Annotated in this window: 17 protein-coding genes; 10 read left to right on the forward strand and 7 right to left on the reverse strand. The window is 37.0% G+C overall.

Going from position 1 to position 17,243, the window contains the following annotated elements; genetic code table 11:
* Positions 1-3 precede the first annotated feature (3 nt).
* The 3 genes from IWB64_RS09785 to IWB64_RS09795 all read left to right on the forward strand — a co-directional run bounded on the left by IWB64_RS09785 (position 4) and on the right by IWB64_RS09795 (position 3,449).
* Positions 4-1,629 carry a pyruvate dehydrogenase complex dihydrolipoamide acetyltransferase gene (locus IWB64_RS09785; protein WP_194533831.1) on the forward strand — a complete coding sequence of 542 codons (1,626 nt, stop codon included), beginning with the start codon at positions 4-6 and terminating at the stop codon, positions 1,627-1,629.
* A gap of 90 nt (positions 1,630-1,719) precedes the next feature.
* A complete protein-coding gene (locus tag IWB64_RS09790) occupies positions 1,720-2,769 on the forward strand; it encodes a M28 family metallopeptidase (RefSeq protein ID WP_194533832.1) in 1,050 nt (349 codons plus the stop codon).
* Positions 2,769-3,449 (forward strand): SDR family NAD(P)-dependent oxidoreductase, encoded by a 681-nt coding sequence (locus IWB64_RS09795; protein ID WP_194533833.1) that lies wholly within the window; start codon positions 2,769-2,771, stop codon positions 3,447-3,449. The genes IWB64_RS09790 and IWB64_RS09795 overlap by 1 nt, the downstream gene beginning before the upstream one ends.
* Positions 3,450-3,451: 2 nt before the next feature.
* Here IWB64_RS09795 and eutB read toward each other — a convergent pair whose 3' ends face one another.
* A complete protein-coding gene (eutB, locus tag IWB64_RS09800) occupies positions 3,452-5,767 on the reverse strand; it encodes an ethanolamine ammonia-lyase subunit EutB (protein WP_194533834.1) in 2,316 nt (771 codons plus the stop codon).
* 128 nt (positions 5,768-5,895) lie between these two features.
* Between eutB and IWB64_RS09805 the strand changes: the two genes are divergently transcribed.
* The 3 genes from IWB64_RS09805 (at position 5,896) to IWB64_RS09815 (ending at position 9,168) form a co-directional block, all read left to right on the forward strand.
* Entirely contained in the window at positions 5,896-6,498 is a 603-nt protein-coding gene (locus IWB64_RS09805) for a SprT-like domain-containing protein (protein ID WP_194533835.1), read from the forward strand.
* 96 nt (positions 6,499-6,594) lie between these two features.
* Entirely contained in the window at positions 6,595-7,677 is a 1,083-nt protein-coding gene (locus IWB64_RS09810; RefSeq protein WP_194533836.1) for a mannose-1-phosphate guanylyltransferase, read from the forward strand.
* Positions 7,678-7,686: 9 nt separating this feature from the next.
* On the forward strand, positions 7,687-9,168 hold the full coding sequence (locus IWB64_RS09815; protein WP_194533837.1) for a DUF389 domain-containing protein: 1,482 nt from the start codon (positions 7,687-7,689) through the stop codon (positions 9,166-9,168).
* A 12-nt stretch (positions 9,169-9,180) separates the two neighbouring features.
* Here IWB64_RS09815 and IWB64_RS09820 read toward each other — a convergent pair whose 3' ends face one another.
* Together IWB64_RS09820 and IWB64_RS09825 are read right to left on the reverse strand one after the other, a co-directional pair.
* Positions 9,181-9,948, reverse strand: coding sequence for an ABC transporter ATP-binding protein (locus tag IWB64_RS09820; protein ID WP_194533838.1), 768 nt, complete (start codon positions 9,946-9,948; stop codon positions 9,181-9,183).
* Positions 9,945-10,685 carry an MlaE family ABC transporter permease gene (locus IWB64_RS09825; RefSeq protein ID WP_194533839.1) on the reverse strand — a complete coding sequence of 247 codons (741 nt, stop codon included), beginning with the start codon at positions 10,683-10,685 and terminating at the stop codon, positions 9,945-9,947. Before IWB64_RS09825 ends, IWB64_RS09820 begins: the two co-directional genes overlap by 4 nt.
* Positions 10,686-10,797: 112 nt before the next feature.
* Between IWB64_RS09825 and pafA the strand changes: the two genes are divergently transcribed.
* A complete protein-coding gene (pafA, locus tag IWB64_RS09830; protein WP_194533840.1) occupies positions 10,798-12,459 on the forward strand; it encodes an alkaline phosphatase PafA in 1,662 nt (553 codons plus the stop codon).
* Positions 12,460-12,468: 9 nt separating this feature from the next.
* Positions 12,469-13,257: a glutamate racemase gene (gene murI / locus IWB64_RS09835; RefSeq protein ID WP_194533841.1), complete on the forward strand. Its 789-nt coding sequence runs from the start codon at positions 12,469-12,471 to the stop codon at positions 13,255-13,257.
* Here the strand turns inward: murI and IWB64_RS09840 are convergent.
* Both IWB64_RS09840 and IWB64_RS09845 read right to left on the reverse strand, forming a co-directional pair.
* A complete protein-coding gene (locus IWB64_RS09840; RefSeq protein ID WP_194533842.1) occupies positions 13,246-13,746 on the reverse strand; it encodes a dihydrofolate reductase in 501 nt (166 codons plus the stop codon). The genes murI and IWB64_RS09840 overlap by 12 nt on opposite strands.
* Positions 13,743-14,132 (reverse strand): 2TM domain-containing protein, encoded by a 390-nt coding sequence (locus IWB64_RS09845; RefSeq protein WP_194533843.1) that lies wholly within the window; start codon positions 14,130-14,132, stop codon positions 13,743-13,745. Before IWB64_RS09845 ends, IWB64_RS09840 begins: the two co-directional genes overlap by 4 nt.
* Positions 14,133-14,190: 58 nt before the next feature.
* On the opposite strand from IWB64_RS09845, the gene IWB64_RS09850 reads away from it, so the two are divergent.
* A complete protein-coding gene (locus IWB64_RS09850) occupies positions 14,191-15,279 on the forward strand; it encodes an aminotransferase class V-fold PLP-dependent enzyme (protein ID WP_194533844.1) in 1,089 nt (362 codons plus the stop codon).
* 169 nt (positions 15,280-15,448) lie between these two features.
* A complete protein-coding gene (locus IWB64_RS09855) occupies positions 15,449-15,748 on the forward strand; it encodes an isoamylase early set domain-containing protein (protein WP_194533845.1) in 300 nt (99 codons plus the stop codon).
* A 124-nt stretch (positions 15,749-15,872) separates the two neighbouring features.
* On the opposite strand, the gene IWB64_RS09860 is transcribed toward IWB64_RS09855, so the two are convergent.
* Both IWB64_RS09860 and egtD read right to left on the reverse strand, forming a co-directional pair.
* On the reverse strand, positions 15,873-16,154 hold the full coding sequence (locus IWB64_RS09860; protein ID WP_194533846.1) for a DUF427 domain-containing protein: 282 nt from the start codon (positions 16,152-16,154) through the stop codon (positions 15,873-15,875).
* Between the two features lie 68 nt (positions 16,155-16,222).
* Positions 16,223-17,194 carry an L-histidine N(alpha)-methyltransferase gene (gene egtD / locus IWB64_RS09865; RefSeq protein ID WP_194533847.1) on the reverse strand — a complete coding sequence of 324 codons (972 nt, stop codon included), beginning with the start codon at positions 17,192-17,194 and terminating at the stop codon, positions 16,223-16,225.
* Positions 17,195-17,243 lie beyond the last annotated feature (49 nt).

Genomic DNA, 17,243 nt, shown 5'->3' on the forward strand with positions numbered 1-17,243 from the left:
AAAATGGCAGAAGTAATAAACATGCCCCGCTTGAGCGATACCATGGAAGAAGGTACCGTAGCCAAATGGTTGAAAAACGTTGGTGACAAAGTAGAGGAAGGCGATATACTTGCAGAAATAGAGACGGATAAAGCCACAATGGAATTTGAGTCTTTCTATGAAGGTACTTTGTTGCATATTGGTATTGCAGAAGGAGACGGAGCCCCGGTAGATTCTTTGTTAGCTATTATTGGCGAAGAAGGAGAGGATATTTCATCACTTTTAAATGGTAGTGCAAGTACTTCGGAAGATGAAGATACTGAGGAAGCTAGTGAGCCAGAGAGTAATAGTTCTGAAAGTTCCGATGATGCTTCTGCAGAAGTTCCTGAAGGTGTTGAAATCGTAAAGATGCCACGCCTTAGTGATACTATGGAAGAAGGTACTGTTGCTGCTTGGTTGAAGAAAGTTGGTGATACGGTAGAAGAAGGTGATATTTTAGCTGAAATTGAAACAGATAAAGCTACAATGGAATTTGAATCTTTCTATACAGGTACCCTATTATATATAGGTATTCAAGAGGGAGAATCTTCTCCGGTTGATGCTGTATTGGCCGTTATAGGACCTGCAGGCACAGATGTTGATGCTGTGCTTAATGCTAAGCCGTCTTCTGGTGCAAAAGCAGCGTCTTCAGATGCTAAGAAAGAAGAGCCTAAGAAAGAAGCTGCCAAAGATACTTCGGCGTCAAAACCGGTAAACGATGGTCAGCGTATTTTTGTTTCTCCTCTAGCTAAGAAAATTGCTAAAGAAAAAGGCATTGATTTATCTAGCGTTAAAGGTTCTGGGGATAACGGAAGAATCGTTAGAAAAGATGTAGAAGGTTATACGCCTGCTGCAACTGCTCAGGCTCCAAAAGCTGCTGTTCAAGCCGCTGCACCTGTAAGTGCTCCGGTAATTTTACCAGTAGGAGAAGAAAGCTCGGAAGAGGTGAAGAATTCGCAAATGCGTAAAGTCATAGCGAAAAGATTGTCAGAGTCTAAGTTTAGCGCACCTCATTATTATCTTACTATAGAGGTAGATATGAGTGATGCTATGACTTCTAGAAAGCAGATCAACGCATTGCCAGATACAAAGGTTTCTTTTAACGATATGGTTGTGAAAGCCTGTGCTATGGCACTGAAAAAGCACCCACAAGTTAATACTACTTGGAACGGGGATACTACACGTTATAACCATCATGTACATGTTGGTGTTGCTGTAGCGGTAGACGAAGGTCTTGTTGTTCCTGTATTGAAATTTACAGAGCAATTGAGTTTGACTCAGATTGGTTCAGCCGTTAAGGATTTGGCCGGTCGTGCTAGAAACAAAAAATTGACTCCAGCAGAAATGGATGGAAGTACGTTTACGGTTTCTAACTTGGGTATGTTTGGTATTACAGAGTTTACTTCAATTATCAATCAGCCTAACTCGGCAATTCTGTCTGTAGGTGCTATAGTTCAAAAACCAGTGGTTAGAGAAGGTCAAATTGTTGTGGGTAACACAATGAAAGTAACTTTGGCATGTGACCATAGAACGGTTGATGGTGCTACGGCAGCTCAATTTTTATCTACATTACGTGCGTATTTGGAAAACCCGGTAACTATGCTGGCTTAAACAGATCGCAAACTATTATAATAAAGGCATCTCGGTTATTTCGGGATGCCTTTTTTTATTTCTAAATTGTACCTTAAAATTATAACACCTATGAAAAAGTCTTTTCTGTTTTTAGCCGGTATGTTGGTCCTATCATGCGGTTCTTCAAAAATTGATGAATCGGTAACCCTTCAAAGTGAAGAAGCGGTAAAATTTGATCGCAGTTTAATGGAAGTACCCAAGAAGGCAGATGATCTTAGTGGTATAGATAGTGCGATAAGTACGTCGCAAAATCAATTTTGTAGTGCAGAAAAAGTAGGTGCTATCATGAGCTTTTTAGCTTCAGATGAACTGCGAGGTAGAGATACTGGTAGTGAAGGGATAGAAAAGGCGGCGGAGTTTATAGAAAATATTTTTTCAAAGAATAATTTAAAGCCATATTTTGAAACGTATAGAGATAACCTTGCTGACTATGAAAAACCTGCATTCAATGTAGTAGGCGTGGTTGAGGGTAATGACCCTGAATTAAAAAATGAGTTTGTAATCATTGGTGCTCACTATGATCACATAGGTCTGATTGCAGAGGAGAATGGAGATAAGATAGCTAATGGCGCAAATGATAATGCCACAGGTACAACCACCGTATTAGAGCTGGCACGTTATTTTGGTGAAGCAAAAACCAACAAACGTAGTATGATGTTCGTGCTTTTTACGGCTGAAGAAAAAGGATTACTCGGTTCAAAACATTTGGCGCAAAAACTTAAAGAGGAAAATCTTAATCTCTATGCGATGATTAACTATGAAATGGTAGGTGTTCCATTGGTCGGTAAAGATTATTTGGCGTATTTGACAGGCTTTGAAGAATCGAACATGGCTGATGTAGCAAATAGCTATTCAGATGACACCTATGCAGGTTTCCTTCCAAAAGCAAAAGAGTTTAATCTTTTCAAAAGGTCTGATAATTATCCTTTTCATGAAGCTTTTGGTGTGCCGTCTCAGACTTTTAGTACGTTTGACTTCACGAACTTTAATCACTATCATAAAGTAGGTGATGAGCTTTCAGAAATGGATTTTGGACATATGGCCAATTTAATAAATAAGAGTATCCCAGTAATTGAGGGAGTTGTTAATGCACCAACCAAAGAAATTAAATATAACTAATGGCAAATGTTATCATAACGGGGTCAAGCAGAGGTATAGGTTTTGAACTAGCCCAATTGTTTGCTAATGACGGTCATAAAGTTTTGGCTTTATCGCGTAACGACAAACCTATTTCCGAATTAGGCCACAAGAATATTTTCAGTTTTCCTTTTGATCTTGGCAATCCTTCTGATTTTAAGAAGATGGAAGATTTTGTTGATGAAAATTTTAAAACCGTAGACTTGCTTATTAATAATGCAGGAAGGTTATTGAACAAACCTTTTCTAGAAACTATAGTTGAGGAGTTCGAGGCCGTTTATAAAGTAAACGTATTTGGGGTTGCGGAAATGACAAGAAGAGTTACTCCTAAAATGCCTAAAGATGGGCATGTCATAACTATTAGTTCTATGGGCGGGGTTCAAGGTAGCGTTAAGTTTCCTGGCCTGTCTGCTTACAGTTCTAGTAAAGGAGCTGTTATTACACTAACAGAACTTTGGGCGGAAGAATTCAAAGAAACCGGACCTTCATTTAACGTGTTGGCATTAGGGGCGGTACAGACCGAGATGTTAGAAGAAGCGTTCCCGGGTTATGAAGCCCCGACTACTGCTTTGCAAATGGCTCAATATATCAAAAACTTTGCGCTAACGGGGCATCAGTTTTACAACGGCAAACTTCTGCAGGTTAGCAATAGTACGCCATAGTATTATATAACAGTAAACATTCTATCTAAAATGGTCTTAGTTTGTTTTGCTGCAATTTTAGGTGTCAATGAAGTGTCTGATATGCCTGAAACTACCTTTGATATATTGTGGTCTACAGTGCCACTATTCGTCCAAGTGCTAGTTGGAGCTGTAGTTAGGTAGGCTGAAAAATTATGGTGTCCAGAACCGGGTCTTTCTCCTATAATATGCACAATACCTTTACTTTCCGAGGTGTTTCTTTTTCCAAAAAGTATTTCTCCGCAAGCGTACCCTGCACGTACTCTGCCATGTTTAATTACAATGTTCTTTGAGCTCACCGAGTATCCACTATTTTTTAAAGTAGTTTTTAAGCTATCGATATATGGTATAAGATGACCGTCATCCATCAGTGCTCTTGGGTTAAGGCCATCAGATATTATGAATTGAATATCGGGTATTTGTTCAGCCCACGAAATGCGAAGATTTTCAAGTCGTCTAATAGCGGTTTCAGCTAAGATTTCGCCAGATTCTGGATGGTAAACATAATCTTTCCTATCTGTTGAGTTCGTCGTTATAGCTATTGCTTCTGGTACGGTTGCCATAAAGTCAGGGGTTATCTCTGTCCATAAACTTATTTTGGCATCCTCATAGAGTAACCTTACTTCTCTCTCTAGTTCAGGTTCAAGATCGTAAATATTCTTTCCATACCCTTCGGCTAACGGAATACCCCGTTGTCGTATGTTGTGCATTGTAGTTTTTCCCTCATCGTAGATATCCAACATGCTTCGCTTGTCTCCCTTAGCTTTGCAATATTTGTAGAAAACCCAAAGTGGATCTCCAAAATGCTTGGTAGGTTTGTTGTTTGAATCTATTATTTCAATTTCTTTAAAAAAGTCCCACATGGCATCATTTACTTTATAGCCAAACTGTTCACGTATGCGAATATGGTCAGAGAAAGAAGTTGTAAGGTAGCTTAACATAGGGTCGTTCTTTGTGGGCAATGCCATCAAATAAGCTGGATTGGCAGGCATAATTTGTGAGATACACCAATCTAAATCTTCAAGGCTAACATCCATATGTAATGTTGAGCAAATGTCCAAACCAATGGTGAGACCATGAAGTTTACCCATGACCGTATCTTCAAGACAACATCGAACTAACTGTTCTTTTGTCTTGAAAACCTCAGGTCCTATAAACCCAGCTACATCATTTACAAGAAACCAAGGAGTGTCTTCTTTAGGTTTGCTATTTTTGACCTGAGCTTTTAATGCTCTTATGAATCCGTATTTACGTGCTTCGTGCAACACCATGTCAAAACCTTTTCCATGGCCATTCGTGAAATCTGCTCCTTGTCCGGTTTCGGCATATAGTCCAAATTGTTTAGTTCGATTTGCGACATGTTGTTGCATTTTTTCAATACTAACGTCAAAAGTGGTGTTAGCATCTACAGTACCTGCTAGACTTTGAAACCAAATGCCCGTGGTACCAGGGTATAGTTTTTCTACTTCTGCTTGAACGTCTATATGAGATAGTACGCAATTAGGTAATGTTTCTTCAAGTTTAAAAACACTTAAAACTTCATATAAGGTCTTTTCGATGTTTGCAACCGATTCTATTTCACTTGATACTGGGTTGGTGCCTAATACTAGGTCACCTACACCATAAGACCATGCGTCAAATACTTGCCAGAGAATGTCTTCTTCGTTATCGGTAGGTGAGTTTGGTTGAATTCGAGCACTCAAGTAGCCTTTGCTTCCAATGTTACTTTTTGGCAGAGGGTTAAATACCTTTTGACCAACCTGTATCAGCTCTTCGTTGGTCATTAATTTTACTAAGCAGCCGATAATGTCACTTTGAAGTGCTGGCATTATTCTTTTAATTTCACTTTCAGATTTTTTTAAGATGAATGATTTTAATTGGTTCATTGTAAAGTTATCGACTTTGCGATTTCTTTCTGTAGATGAACCGATTATATCCGTAATGCCATCTTGATAGACCGATATATCATTTAGCTCATTAATTTTTGTATTGCCAAGTAAAGTTTTTGCTCTCATTCGAGAAATTGAGTCAGCGGCCGCTACACCTAAACTTAAGTCTCCTTCTTTGAACTCATTAGCGGCTCCTATAATTTGTCTATGCAATGTGATGTTATAATCACCGTTTAGACGCTTTATATATTCAAAAATAGATTCACCTTTATGTACTTCTGAAAGCGTTACACTTATGTTTGGTGTTACTGAAGTAAGTTGGCCATATAGTTGATTTTGACTTAAAAATGCTGCTGAAGCCCCGAGTAAACCCATTCTCGTTAAGAATTGCTTTCTGCTAATACTGCCCATATACCTCTATCTTTAATGTTTAAACAATAGCCTTAATAGTAAGGTGAGTACTCTAAGTTAAATATTTTTGACGAAGCCTTTCATTCACTTAACGATTTATTAATGAAGTTCCCTTATTTTTGTCCGGAGTGAGAAGTGTGTTACAGAAATATCTCCCCGAAAGGGCTATAGGGTCATGTCTAGAGTTGATTCAGAAAACAGGTGTAAATCTGAAGGTGGTTAATGAAAGGGTTACACGCCATGGAGATTACCGTAGGATGCCTAACGGAATGCATCAGATAACCGTAAATGCAAATCTCAATAAATATAGGTTTCTAATAACGCTAATACATGAAATTGCTCATTTGGTGGCTTTTGAAAAGTATGGTAGAAGTATAAAACCGCATGGGGCAGAATGGAAGCAAATTTTTCAATATCTGATGTTGCCGTTCATTCGACCAGAAATATTTCCCACTCAATTGTTACCCCTTTTGGCAAATCATTTTAAGAATCCAAAAGCAAGTAGTAGTACAGATGCCAGATTGTCAATAGCCCTGAAACATTTTGATGAACAACAAACAAATAGAACTTACGTTTTTGAAGTGCCGTTAGGTAGTATTTTTCGTATACACAACGGAAAATTATATAAAATGGGAAATAGAAGGGTAAAGCGGTATGAGTGTGTAGAAGTAGCTACCGGCCGTATGTATCTTTTTCAACCTAATGCTGAGGTTGAATTAGTTTTTGAATGATGTTTGTAAGAAATAGTATTAAGAACAAGAAAATAAGTAACTTTAAATAAGAACTAGGTAAGTCTCTTGACTTTCGGTTTTAATAGCAACTAAGAAATGAAGAACAAAAATTATTACGCAGTTTTAATGGCCGGTGGTGTCGGTTCAAGATTTTGGCCAATTAGTACATCATCTTACCCAAAGCAGTTTCATGATATGTTGGGTACAGGAGATACCTTAATCCAGAAAACCTTTAAACGTCTTAATAAATTTGTGCCTACAGAGAACATTCTCATTTTAACCAATGAGCGTTACAATGATTTGGTTTTGGAGCAACTTCCGTTAGTAAAACAAGACCAAGTAGTTCTTGAGCCAGCTATGCGGAATACGGCACCTTGTATTTTATACGCCGCATTGAAGATTCAAAAAATGAACGAAAATGGCGTTATGATTGTTGCGCCTAGTGATCACTGGATAGAGGATGAAGATGCTTTTGCCAGAGATGTTACTACTTGTTTTGAAAAATGTGAGAAAGAGGATGTTCTTTGTACTTTAGGTATCAAACCATCTTTTCCGAATACAGGTTTTGGGTATATAGAATATGAGAAGGAAAGTACAGAAGGTTTAAAGAAAGTAAATCAATTTAGAGAAAAGCCCGATTACGAAACAGCGAAGGAATTTTTAGCGCAAGGTAATTTTTTGTGGAACGCAGGAATCTTTATGTGGAGTGTTAAAACTATCGTGAATGCCTTTAAAAACTATCAACCTGAGCAGTATTCACTTTTTGAATCAGGTATGTCTTGTTACAATACTAGCGAAGAAAAAGGGTTTATAAAAGAGAACTATCCAAAAGCAGAGAATATTTCTATTGACTATGCGATTTTGGAAAATTCTAAATCCATTTTTGTGCTTCCCGCAACTTTTGATTGGAACGATTTGGGTACGTGGGGTTCTTTGTACGATAAATTGGATAAAGACGAAAACAATAATGCAATAGTAAATAGTAAGGTCATTACAGCAGACGCTTCCGGAAATATGATTAGGTCTCCAAAAGGTAAAGTTGTTGTTGTAGATGGTCTTAATGACTATATCATCGTAGACAAAGAAGAGGTACTCTTAATATATCCAAAATCCAAAGAACAGGATATTAAGAAAGTACTGGGAGAGGTTAAAGATGCATATGGAGATGAGTACGCATAAAAGTACAATATGAGCGATAAACTGAATCAAGATAATATTACGCCCACCGAGGAACCAACAGAGAGTCAAGAGGCCGTTAAGCAGGATGCTAAAGGTCTTTGGGAAAGCTTGCGAAGATTCATGCGTGAATTATTGGATATTCGTGAGAATACGGATCAAGAGGCCACCAAGGAAGCTATAATTGCGGATATACCCTTTAAAGGGCATACATCGTGGATTTTGATTTGTTCTATTTTTATCGCATCAATTGGTTTAAATGCAAATTCTACGGCAGTAGTTATTGGTGCCATGTTAATCTCGCCACTAATGGGTCCTATTTTAGGTATAGGGATGTCTTTGGCCATTAATGATATTGACACGTTAAGACGATCGCTAAAGAATTTTGCGGTTATGGTTGTGCTCAGCGTATTGACTGCATACCTGTTCTTTGAATTTTTCCCTATTCAAGATGAATCTTCAGAACTTCTTGCGCGTACTGCGCCGGATATTCGTGATGTGCTTATTGCCTTTTTTGGTGGTTTGGCACTGGTAATAGCAAGGGCAAAAAAAGGTACGATAGCGAGTGTTATTTTTGGTGTGGCTATTGCTACGGCTTTAATGCCACCCCTTTGTACCGTGGGTTTTGGTCTGGCAATAGGTAATCCGGGTTACGCTATTGGAGCTATGTATTTATTTACGATAAATACAATATTTATTGCTCTGGCAACTTTTTTGACCATCAAACTTTTGAAGTTTCCAATGGTGCGTTATGCTAATTCTGCAAAGAGAAGGCGTATTGCACGTATTGCCTCTATTGTAGCTTTATTGGTAATGATACCTGCTGGAAGGACTTTCTACAAGGCTTTTCAAGAATCTATGTTTAAAAAGCAGGCAAATGAGTTTGTAAACGAAACAATAGGTAGGTATAAATTTACGGATGGTGGAAGATATCTTGATAATTTTACCAGTATTAAGTATAATAAGGGAGAAAAGCCAGTGATTGAATTGGTTTGTATGGGTAATGAAGTTATACCAGCAAATATAATTTCAACATGGAATACGATGTTGAAAGAAGATGATGATTACAAACGTCTTACTAATACGGAACTCCACGTTATTCAAGGCTCACAGAATGAGCAAGTAGATCAATTAAAATATGTTAATGAGCTTTATGAATCCCAGAAAAACCAATTGTCCAGTAAAGCGGAGAAAATAGCTTTCTTAGAAGCTGAGGTTACTCGTTTGCAAAAGAATGCTTCTCAACAAAAGCAAATACCTTTTAAAGATATAAGCGCTGAGGCCAAGGCTAATTATGAGAATTTAGCCTCGTTGCAATATGATAATGCGGTAATTACCGATTTTAATAAGACGGATACCCTAACTATTTTTGAAGTGAAATGGAAACAAGGTTTAGCTTCCAGTAAAATTGAATCAGAAAACAAGAGGGTTTACGAATGGTTAAAAGTACGATTGAAGGATACTACCATTCAATTGCGTGGAGCTTCTAAATAGGATGCGTAAGATTTAATTTCTTTCCTCAATGTACATTTGACGTACTTTTTTAAAGAGATCAGAGGAATACACAAAATCGGTAACAGTCTCGTTATCGGTTTTGAATATCTCTTTATTAGTGCCTTCCCATGCTTTTAATCCATCCTTTAAGAAAAGAATTTTTTCACCTATTTCCATCACCGAGTTCATATCATGAGTGTTGATTATCGTGGTGATATTATATTCCTCCGTAATTTCTTTAATTAGGTTATCTATTACTATAGCCGTTTTGGGGTCAAGACCTGAGTTAGGTTCATCGCAAAAAAGATATTTTGGATTCATTACAATGGCACGCGCAATAGCAACACGCTTTTGCATTCCACCAGAAATTTCAGAAGGAAACTTATGATGTGCATCTACAAGATTTACCCGTTTTAGAACAAAATCCGCTCGGTCCTGCATTTCGGATTTAGACTGTTTCGTAAACATCTCTAATGGGAATTTTACATTGCCTTCTACGGACATAGAATCAAACAAGGCGCTACCTTGGAAAACCATACCCATCTCCTGGCGTAAATCTCTTTTTTGCTCGTCAGTAAGTTCATTGTATATTTTTCCGTCGTAACTAATCGTACCTTCTTCAGGGGTGAAAAGACCCAAAAGACACTTCAGAAAAACGGTTTTACCGGATCCACTTTGTCCAATGATTAAATTGGTCTTCCCTTTTTGAAAACTTGTTGTAACCCCTTTAAGAATATGGGCGTCATCAAAAGATTTGTGTATGTCGTTTACTTCTATCATTGGCCTAATAAGAGTTGAGTGAGTATGTAGTTCGATACAATTATTACTACGCTCGTCCATACGAAAGCAGTTGTACTGGCCTTACCCACTTCTAATGCCCCACCTTTCATATAAAAACCATGATAGGAAGGTACCGTAGCCAAAACAAATGCGAATATTAGAGTTTTTATAAAAGCATAGGTGACTTGAAATGGGGAAAAATCTAATTGAAGGCCTTCAACAAAGTCGGCACTGGTAAGAAATCCACCAAAGACTCCTGCAATCCATCCTCCAGAAATACCAACGAACATTGAGATGGCTATGGCAAACGGATAGAAAAGCATGGCAATAATCTTAGGAAAGACCAGGTAGTTGAGCGCATTTACACCCATCACATCTAGGGCGTCTATTTGTTCGGTCACACGCATTGATCCTATGCTTGAGGTAATGTAAGACCCCACTTTACCAGCCATGACGATGGACACAAAGGTTGGTGAAAATTCTAAAATCAATGATTGTCTAGCAGTAAAACCAATAAGATATTTTGGAATTATTGGGTTGGTAAGGTTCAAAGCGGTCTGTATTGTTATTACCGCTCCTATAAAGAACGAAATAAAAATAATGATACCCAGTGATCCAAAGATGAGTTCGTCTATTTCTTTCAAAATGAGCGCTTTCATAATGCGCCATTTTGTAGGTTTCTTAAAGACCTCTTTTATCATAATGGCATATCTGCCAATCGATGCTAGGTGTTTCATGGGATGAAAATAGGTATATCCTAACAAAAATAGCAATAAAGGATTTCATTTAACTTGCATTTTTAGTTTAAAAGGGGAATTTCTTTACTTTTGTTATCTCAACAAATCAACTATGTGCAAGAATTATTTCATCTTATTTTTCTCAGTATTTACAATCGCTTTTTTACCTTCCAATTCCTTCGGTCAGAAAAAATCTAAAGAACAAATTGAAGCACCTTTAAAAACCAATCCAAAACTGGTAGTTGGTATAATTGTGGATCAAATGAGGTATGATTACATCACCCGTTTTTGGGATCAATATGGTGATGATGGGTTTAAACGTTTGGTGAACGAAGGATTTAACTGTAAGAACAATCATTATAACTATGCACCTACGAGTACTGGGCCTGGTCACACATCTGTATACACGGGTACAACGCCAGCCGTGCACGGTATAATTGGTAATGATTGGTACGATAAAACTACGGAGACTGACGTGTACTGCGCCGGGGACCCTGCTTACAATTCGGTAGGAACTACTTCTGACGCGGGAAAAATGTCGCCTCACAGAATGGCTGTAACCACTATAACGGACGAACTTAGATTGCATACGCAAATGAGGGGTAAAACTATTGCTATTGCTCTAAAAGATAGGGGAGCTATATTGCCTGGTGGTCATACGGCTAACGGAGCTTATTGGTTTAGTAATGGTTCGTGGATTACGAGTTCTTACTATATGGATAAATTGCCTAATTGGGTTGAAAAATTAAATACGGAAAAATCGTTCGATGTATATAAAAAGCCTTGGAAGACTTTGAAGAACCTAAAAGATTATGTTGAAAGTGGTGTTGATTATAATGCTTATGAAGGTTTGTTTAAAGGAGAGAAGTCTTCTGTTTTTCCTCATAACATACCAAAACTTTGGGACGAGAATGGAAAATACGAGATGCTAAAAGCAACACCTTTTGGTAATAGTATGACAGCAGATTTCGCTATAGTTGCATTGGAAGCTGAGCAGCTGGGTTCTGATGATATAACTGATTTCTTGGCAGTTAGTTTTTCTAGTACAGATTACGTAGGTCATAAATTTGGTGTTAATTCTAAAGAAGTACAGGATACGTATTTACGATTAGATCAAGACTTGGAACGCCTCTTTAAAGAGTTGGACCGTAAAGTAGGCAAAGGGGAGTATACGGTGTTTTTGACAGCAGATCATGCTGCAATAGATGTTCCTGCATATCTTAAGGATCAAAAAATACCCGCCGGTTATATTGATTGGGAAAGTATGAAAGCTAATTTTACCCAGTTTTTGCAGTTTAATTATGGTACGACAGATATCGTTAAGAATTTTTCTAATTACCAATATTTCTTAGATCATAAAATCATTAAGAATTTAGATTTAAGTGTTCAAGAGGTTCAGGAAGCTATAGCTAAGGAACTGTTGACCTATAAAGGAATAGACCGGACATATACAGCTTACCAAATGTGGCAGAATGATTATACACATGGTATTCCTTATATTCTTCAAAATGGCTATAACCAAAAACATTCAGGAGATGTATTGGTAGTATTATCTCCTGGTATTATTTCTTACCCTAAAACAGGTTCTACCCACGGTTCTCCACAGATTTATGATACACATGTTCCGTTGCTTTTTTATGGAGCGGGAATTAAACATGGAAGCACAGTAGAGAGAACTGAAATAGATGACGTAGCGCCTACGGTTTCCTCATTATTAGGAATTGCATTTCCAAGCGGTGCTACAGGAAGTCCTATAGTTCAGGTGCTAGAATAAAAGATAACTATGAGCAATCAACCAATAGGGGTTTTTGATTCTGGGGTAGGAGGGACTTCCATTTGGAAAGAAATTCAAAAATTATTGCCCAATGAGAATACCATTTATTTGGCGGATAGTAAGAATGCACCTTATGGAGAGAAATCCCAAGAAGAGATTCTTCAACTGAGCATTAAGAATACAGACCTTTTGTTAGAGAAGGGATGTAAGATTATAGTTGTTGCCTGTAATACGGCAACAACAAATGCTATTTCATATTTAAGGGCAAATTACAATTTACCTTTTATAGGTATAGAGCCTGCAATTAAGCCGGCTGCATTACAATCTGAATCTAAGATAGTTGGTGTGCTGGCAACAAAGGGAACGCTTTCTAGTAGTCTTTTTAATAGTACTTCTGAAAACCATGCCAACGGTATTAAAATTATAGAGCAAGAAGGTACAGGTTTAGTTCCGCTAATAGAAAATGGTAAAGTGGACGCGGAAGAAACTAGAGAGCTTTTAAATACCTATGTAGCACCCATGCTTGATCAGGGCATGGATTGTTTGGTATTGGGCTGTACGCATTATCCGTACTTAATTCCAACACTAAAAAGCATATTACCGGACCATGTAAAAATTATTGATTCAGGTGAGGCGGTAGCTAGACAGGTGAAAGCAATTTTAGAAAAAAATGATATTCTAAATACTTCGGAAAAAATTGTAAGGCATCAGTTTTATACCAATGTAAGTCCAGAGGTATTACAAAATTTTGTAGAAGGTGTGGCTCAGAATATCTCGGTAGGTCAACTAGATTTTTAGATAGGTCAGATACGTAAATGCGTATTTGTGTTTCTCATCTTTTGGGTGGTACTGCTCAGTAGCAAGTTCCCAGATAGTTTCATCTATTTCTGGAAAAAAAGTATCGGCATCTTCAAAAGTGCCATGTACTCGGGTAAGTTCAATTTTATTGGCTAGCTCCATTCCTAATTTATAGATTTCGCCTCCTCCTATGATAAAGGATAAGGGCTCATCTTTTACCAGTTCCAAAGCTTCCGATAGGGAGTGTACAACAATGCATGCGTCAAAATCCACAGTGTAGTTTTTATCCCGGGTTATAATCACATGCTTGCGATTGGGAAGTGGCTTAGGAAAACTCTCGTAGGTTTTTCTGCCCATAATAATGGTATGGCCTGAGGTAAGGCTTTTAAACCTTTTAAAGTCATCCGGTAAATGCCAAAGAAGGTCATTATCCTTACCAAGGGCATTATCTTCCGCCGCTGCTGCAATCATGGCTATGATATTGTTCATGGTTCAATTTTTTTATTGATCTGAGCAAGCGGAAAATCGGTCTCTATTTCTTTTTGTATTTCTGAAATGCGTTTCTTTTGTTTGGCTACAAGTTTTTCACGTTGGGCGCGTTCCCAATCCTTACCCATAAATTTTTGGGTTACGAAAACATTAAAAGCATGAATAATAAATAAGAAGGCCCAGAAGGTTATACACCAAATAAACCAATCATAGGTGTCGCCATATTTTAGAATCTTATTAATTAGAATCATAAAGACACTACCAATAAGGAAGATGACAAAATGAACGTATAGGCGCTTCTTTTGTTTGATACGTGTTTGGGCATTCTCGAGCATTTCGTGTTGCTCAAGCTCTACTTCAGACCGGTTTTTGTTTTTAGAGAACATACGAATCGTTACCTTTAGACTACAAAGATAAGGCAATTGCCGACACAGAAAATACGAGATGAAAAATACCCGAAAACACTTTCCTGTTCTAAGTCAGTACATATATGCAAATACTGCCTCGGCAGGATTACTTAGTGATGATTTAATGGAGTGGAGACAAGAGCATGACTTAGATTATTTAATAGGAGGTAGTAACTTTAGAAACAAAGTGGCCATGAAAACAGTTTCGGAAACTCGTGAAACTATAGCAAATTTTTTTGGTGCGAAAAAAGAGAACACATCCTTAGTTCAAAATTTCTCACTTGGGTTGAATATGCTTCTGGAAGGATTGGATAGAAAACATAAAGTACTTTTAATGAAAGACGATTATCCGTCAGTGAACTGGTCTTTTGAATTTAGGGGTTTTGAAGTCTTTTATGTAGAATTGAATGAGAATTTAGAGGAGAACATTCTAGATACAATTAGGAAAGAGGATATATCAATATTGGCTTTAAGTTTAGTTCAGTGGACTAATGGATTTAAAATTAATATGAATTTTCTTACAAAAGTTAAGTCGGAATTTCCTAACTTGAAGATTATTGCAGACGGGACACAGTTCTGCGGTACTGAAGATTTTGATTTTGAAAGTTCACCTGTAGACATACTTGGAGCAAGTGCATACAAGTGGTTATTGTCTGGCTACGGAAATGGATTTATGATATTTAAGGATGGAGTTGAGGAAGCATTTGACATACGTGTAATTGGTTTTAATGCTTCAAGACATGATTTAGGTGCTAGAGACAGGATACCATTTGCTAATCATTTTGAGCCAGGGCATTTGGATACGTTAACTTTTGGGAGTTTAAAATTTTCTTTAGAGTATTTGAATACTTTAGGTAAACAACCAATTGAGGGGCAATTAAAAATACTCTCTAACAAGGCGCAACAAGAGTTTGGTCAATTGGATCTTTTGTCTAAGGTAATTGTTGGAAGGAAAGACCATAGTACCATATTTAATATTAAGGGAGATAACGCTCTTTTTCAAAAATTAACCGAGAACGGAGTCATCTGTTCGCAGCGTGGTGAGGGTATTAGATTTAGTTTTCATTTCTATAACACGGAAGAAGATATTAACGAGGTTGTAAAAATCTTAAGGACAGCAATATAGAGCTTGATAAAGTAATGAATATAGACGCTTTTTTTACGTCTGTACACTATTTGTTAAGTGAATATTGCGAAAATGATAAAAATGCGTTAATCATTGTATATGAGCATTTTAATATATTAGTTTTGCCTCTTAATTAAGTAACAAAAAAATCAATTTAAAATAATACATAATGGCAATTTCAAAACAGTATTTAAAAACAAAACCCGTTTGTAAAGTAACTTTTACGGTACCTGCGGAAGAAGCAACAAAAGTAGCAGTAGTAGGTGATTTCAACAATTGGAAAGCTAACAAAGCAAGTTCATTGAAGAAATTGAAAAATGGTAGTTTTAAAGGTGCCATGGAGCTTCCTAAAGAAACTTCTTTTGAATTTAAGTATATTATAGACGGAAATTACGTTAACGAGACAGAAGCTGATCGTTACCAGTGGAATGATTTTGCAGGCGGCGAAAATGCAGTTCTGGATCTATAATCTTTTCGTTAGATAAATATAGAAAGCCGGAACATGAAAATGCTCCGGCTTTTTTTATAATCAATCTAATCGTACAAACACATTATTGAAATGTTTGTGTACCTTTTTTGATTAGTTTTATTTTTTATGCTTCTATGGTAACTCCTTTCCAGAAAGCAACACGTCCTTTAATGCCTTTGGCAAGCGGACTCACTTCTGGATAGTACCATGCTGCATCAGGGTTTTCTTTGCCGCCTACCGCTAAGGTATAATAATGGGCCTGGCCTTTCCATGGGCAAGTAGTATGTGTTTCACTACTTTTGAAGTACTCTTTTTTGATGCTTTCAGCAGGGAAATAATGATTGTTTTCTACCACTACTGTTTCATCACTTTCGGCAATTACCGTATTGTTCCAAATTGCTTTCATATCAATAAATTATTAGCCAATTTTAAATATGGCTGATTCCTAACTGTATCTTGATCGGTTAGCTATTGTTATCTTTTTCTCAATACAAAATTCTTGTAGAACTTCTCTGTATCGCAAAATTCTGTTTCTATTTTTAGACCAGCTTCTTCTGCTAACCAAGCAACAACTGTATCATCGTATTTTTGAGAAATTTCAGTGTGTATCGTTTCCCATTCTTTAAAATCTATTAGTACGTCTAACCTGTCAATGCTTACCGTATGATCTTCTTTGGATACTAAGTAGCTCTTTGCAGTACCGGTTTCTGGGTCATACACTTCCCAGTGAAGAAATTTATCCAAATCAAAATTACCGCCTAGTTCATGGTTAATTCGGGCTAAAACATTTTTATTGAATGCTGCTGTAATACCGGTCTGGTCATTATAGGCGTCTAGTATAGTTTGCGGGTTTTTCTTCATATCAAAACCTATGAATAATAAATCTTCATCTTGCATAAGTTCTTGAACATTTTTAAGAAAATCTATAGCTTGTTCATGAAGTAAATTTCCAATATTTGAACCTAAAAAAAGAATAACCTTCTTGGTTCCGTTTTCTGAATTTATTTCTTCCAAAGCTTCAAAATAAGTACCTTGTTGAGGTTCTACGGAAACATTTGGAAACTCTTTTTGCAGTGATTTTTCTAGGCCATTAAGTACATTCTGACTAATATCTATAGGTTGATATTTAAAATCGAAATTGTTTTCAGATAGGTGTTTTAGTAGAATTTTGGTCTTTTTTCCATCACCTGCGCCCAATTCTATAAGTTTAAATTTAGGATTTCCAGAAGCAAAAAGCTCAGCTATTTCTGCTGTATGGTTCAAAAGAATATCGTATTCTTTTTGTGTTAGATAGTATTCTGGCATGTGCATGATATCCTGAAACAGCTTATCTCCCTTTTCATCATAAAAATATTTAGATGATAAATGTTTGGGAAAATCAGTCAGCCCAGCATGGACTTCTTCTTCAAATTGGGTTGTGAAAATTACTTTGGTTGATTTTTGCATGCTGTTTAAGTCGGAAATTTTCAGAAAACTATACGTGTAGATATAAAAA

It is taken from the genome of Zobellia nedashkovskayae, from assembly GCF_015330125.1.
Classification (GTDB): domain Bacteria; phylum Bacteroidota; class Bacteroidia; order Flavobacteriales; family Flavobacteriaceae; genus Zobellia; species Zobellia nedashkovskayae.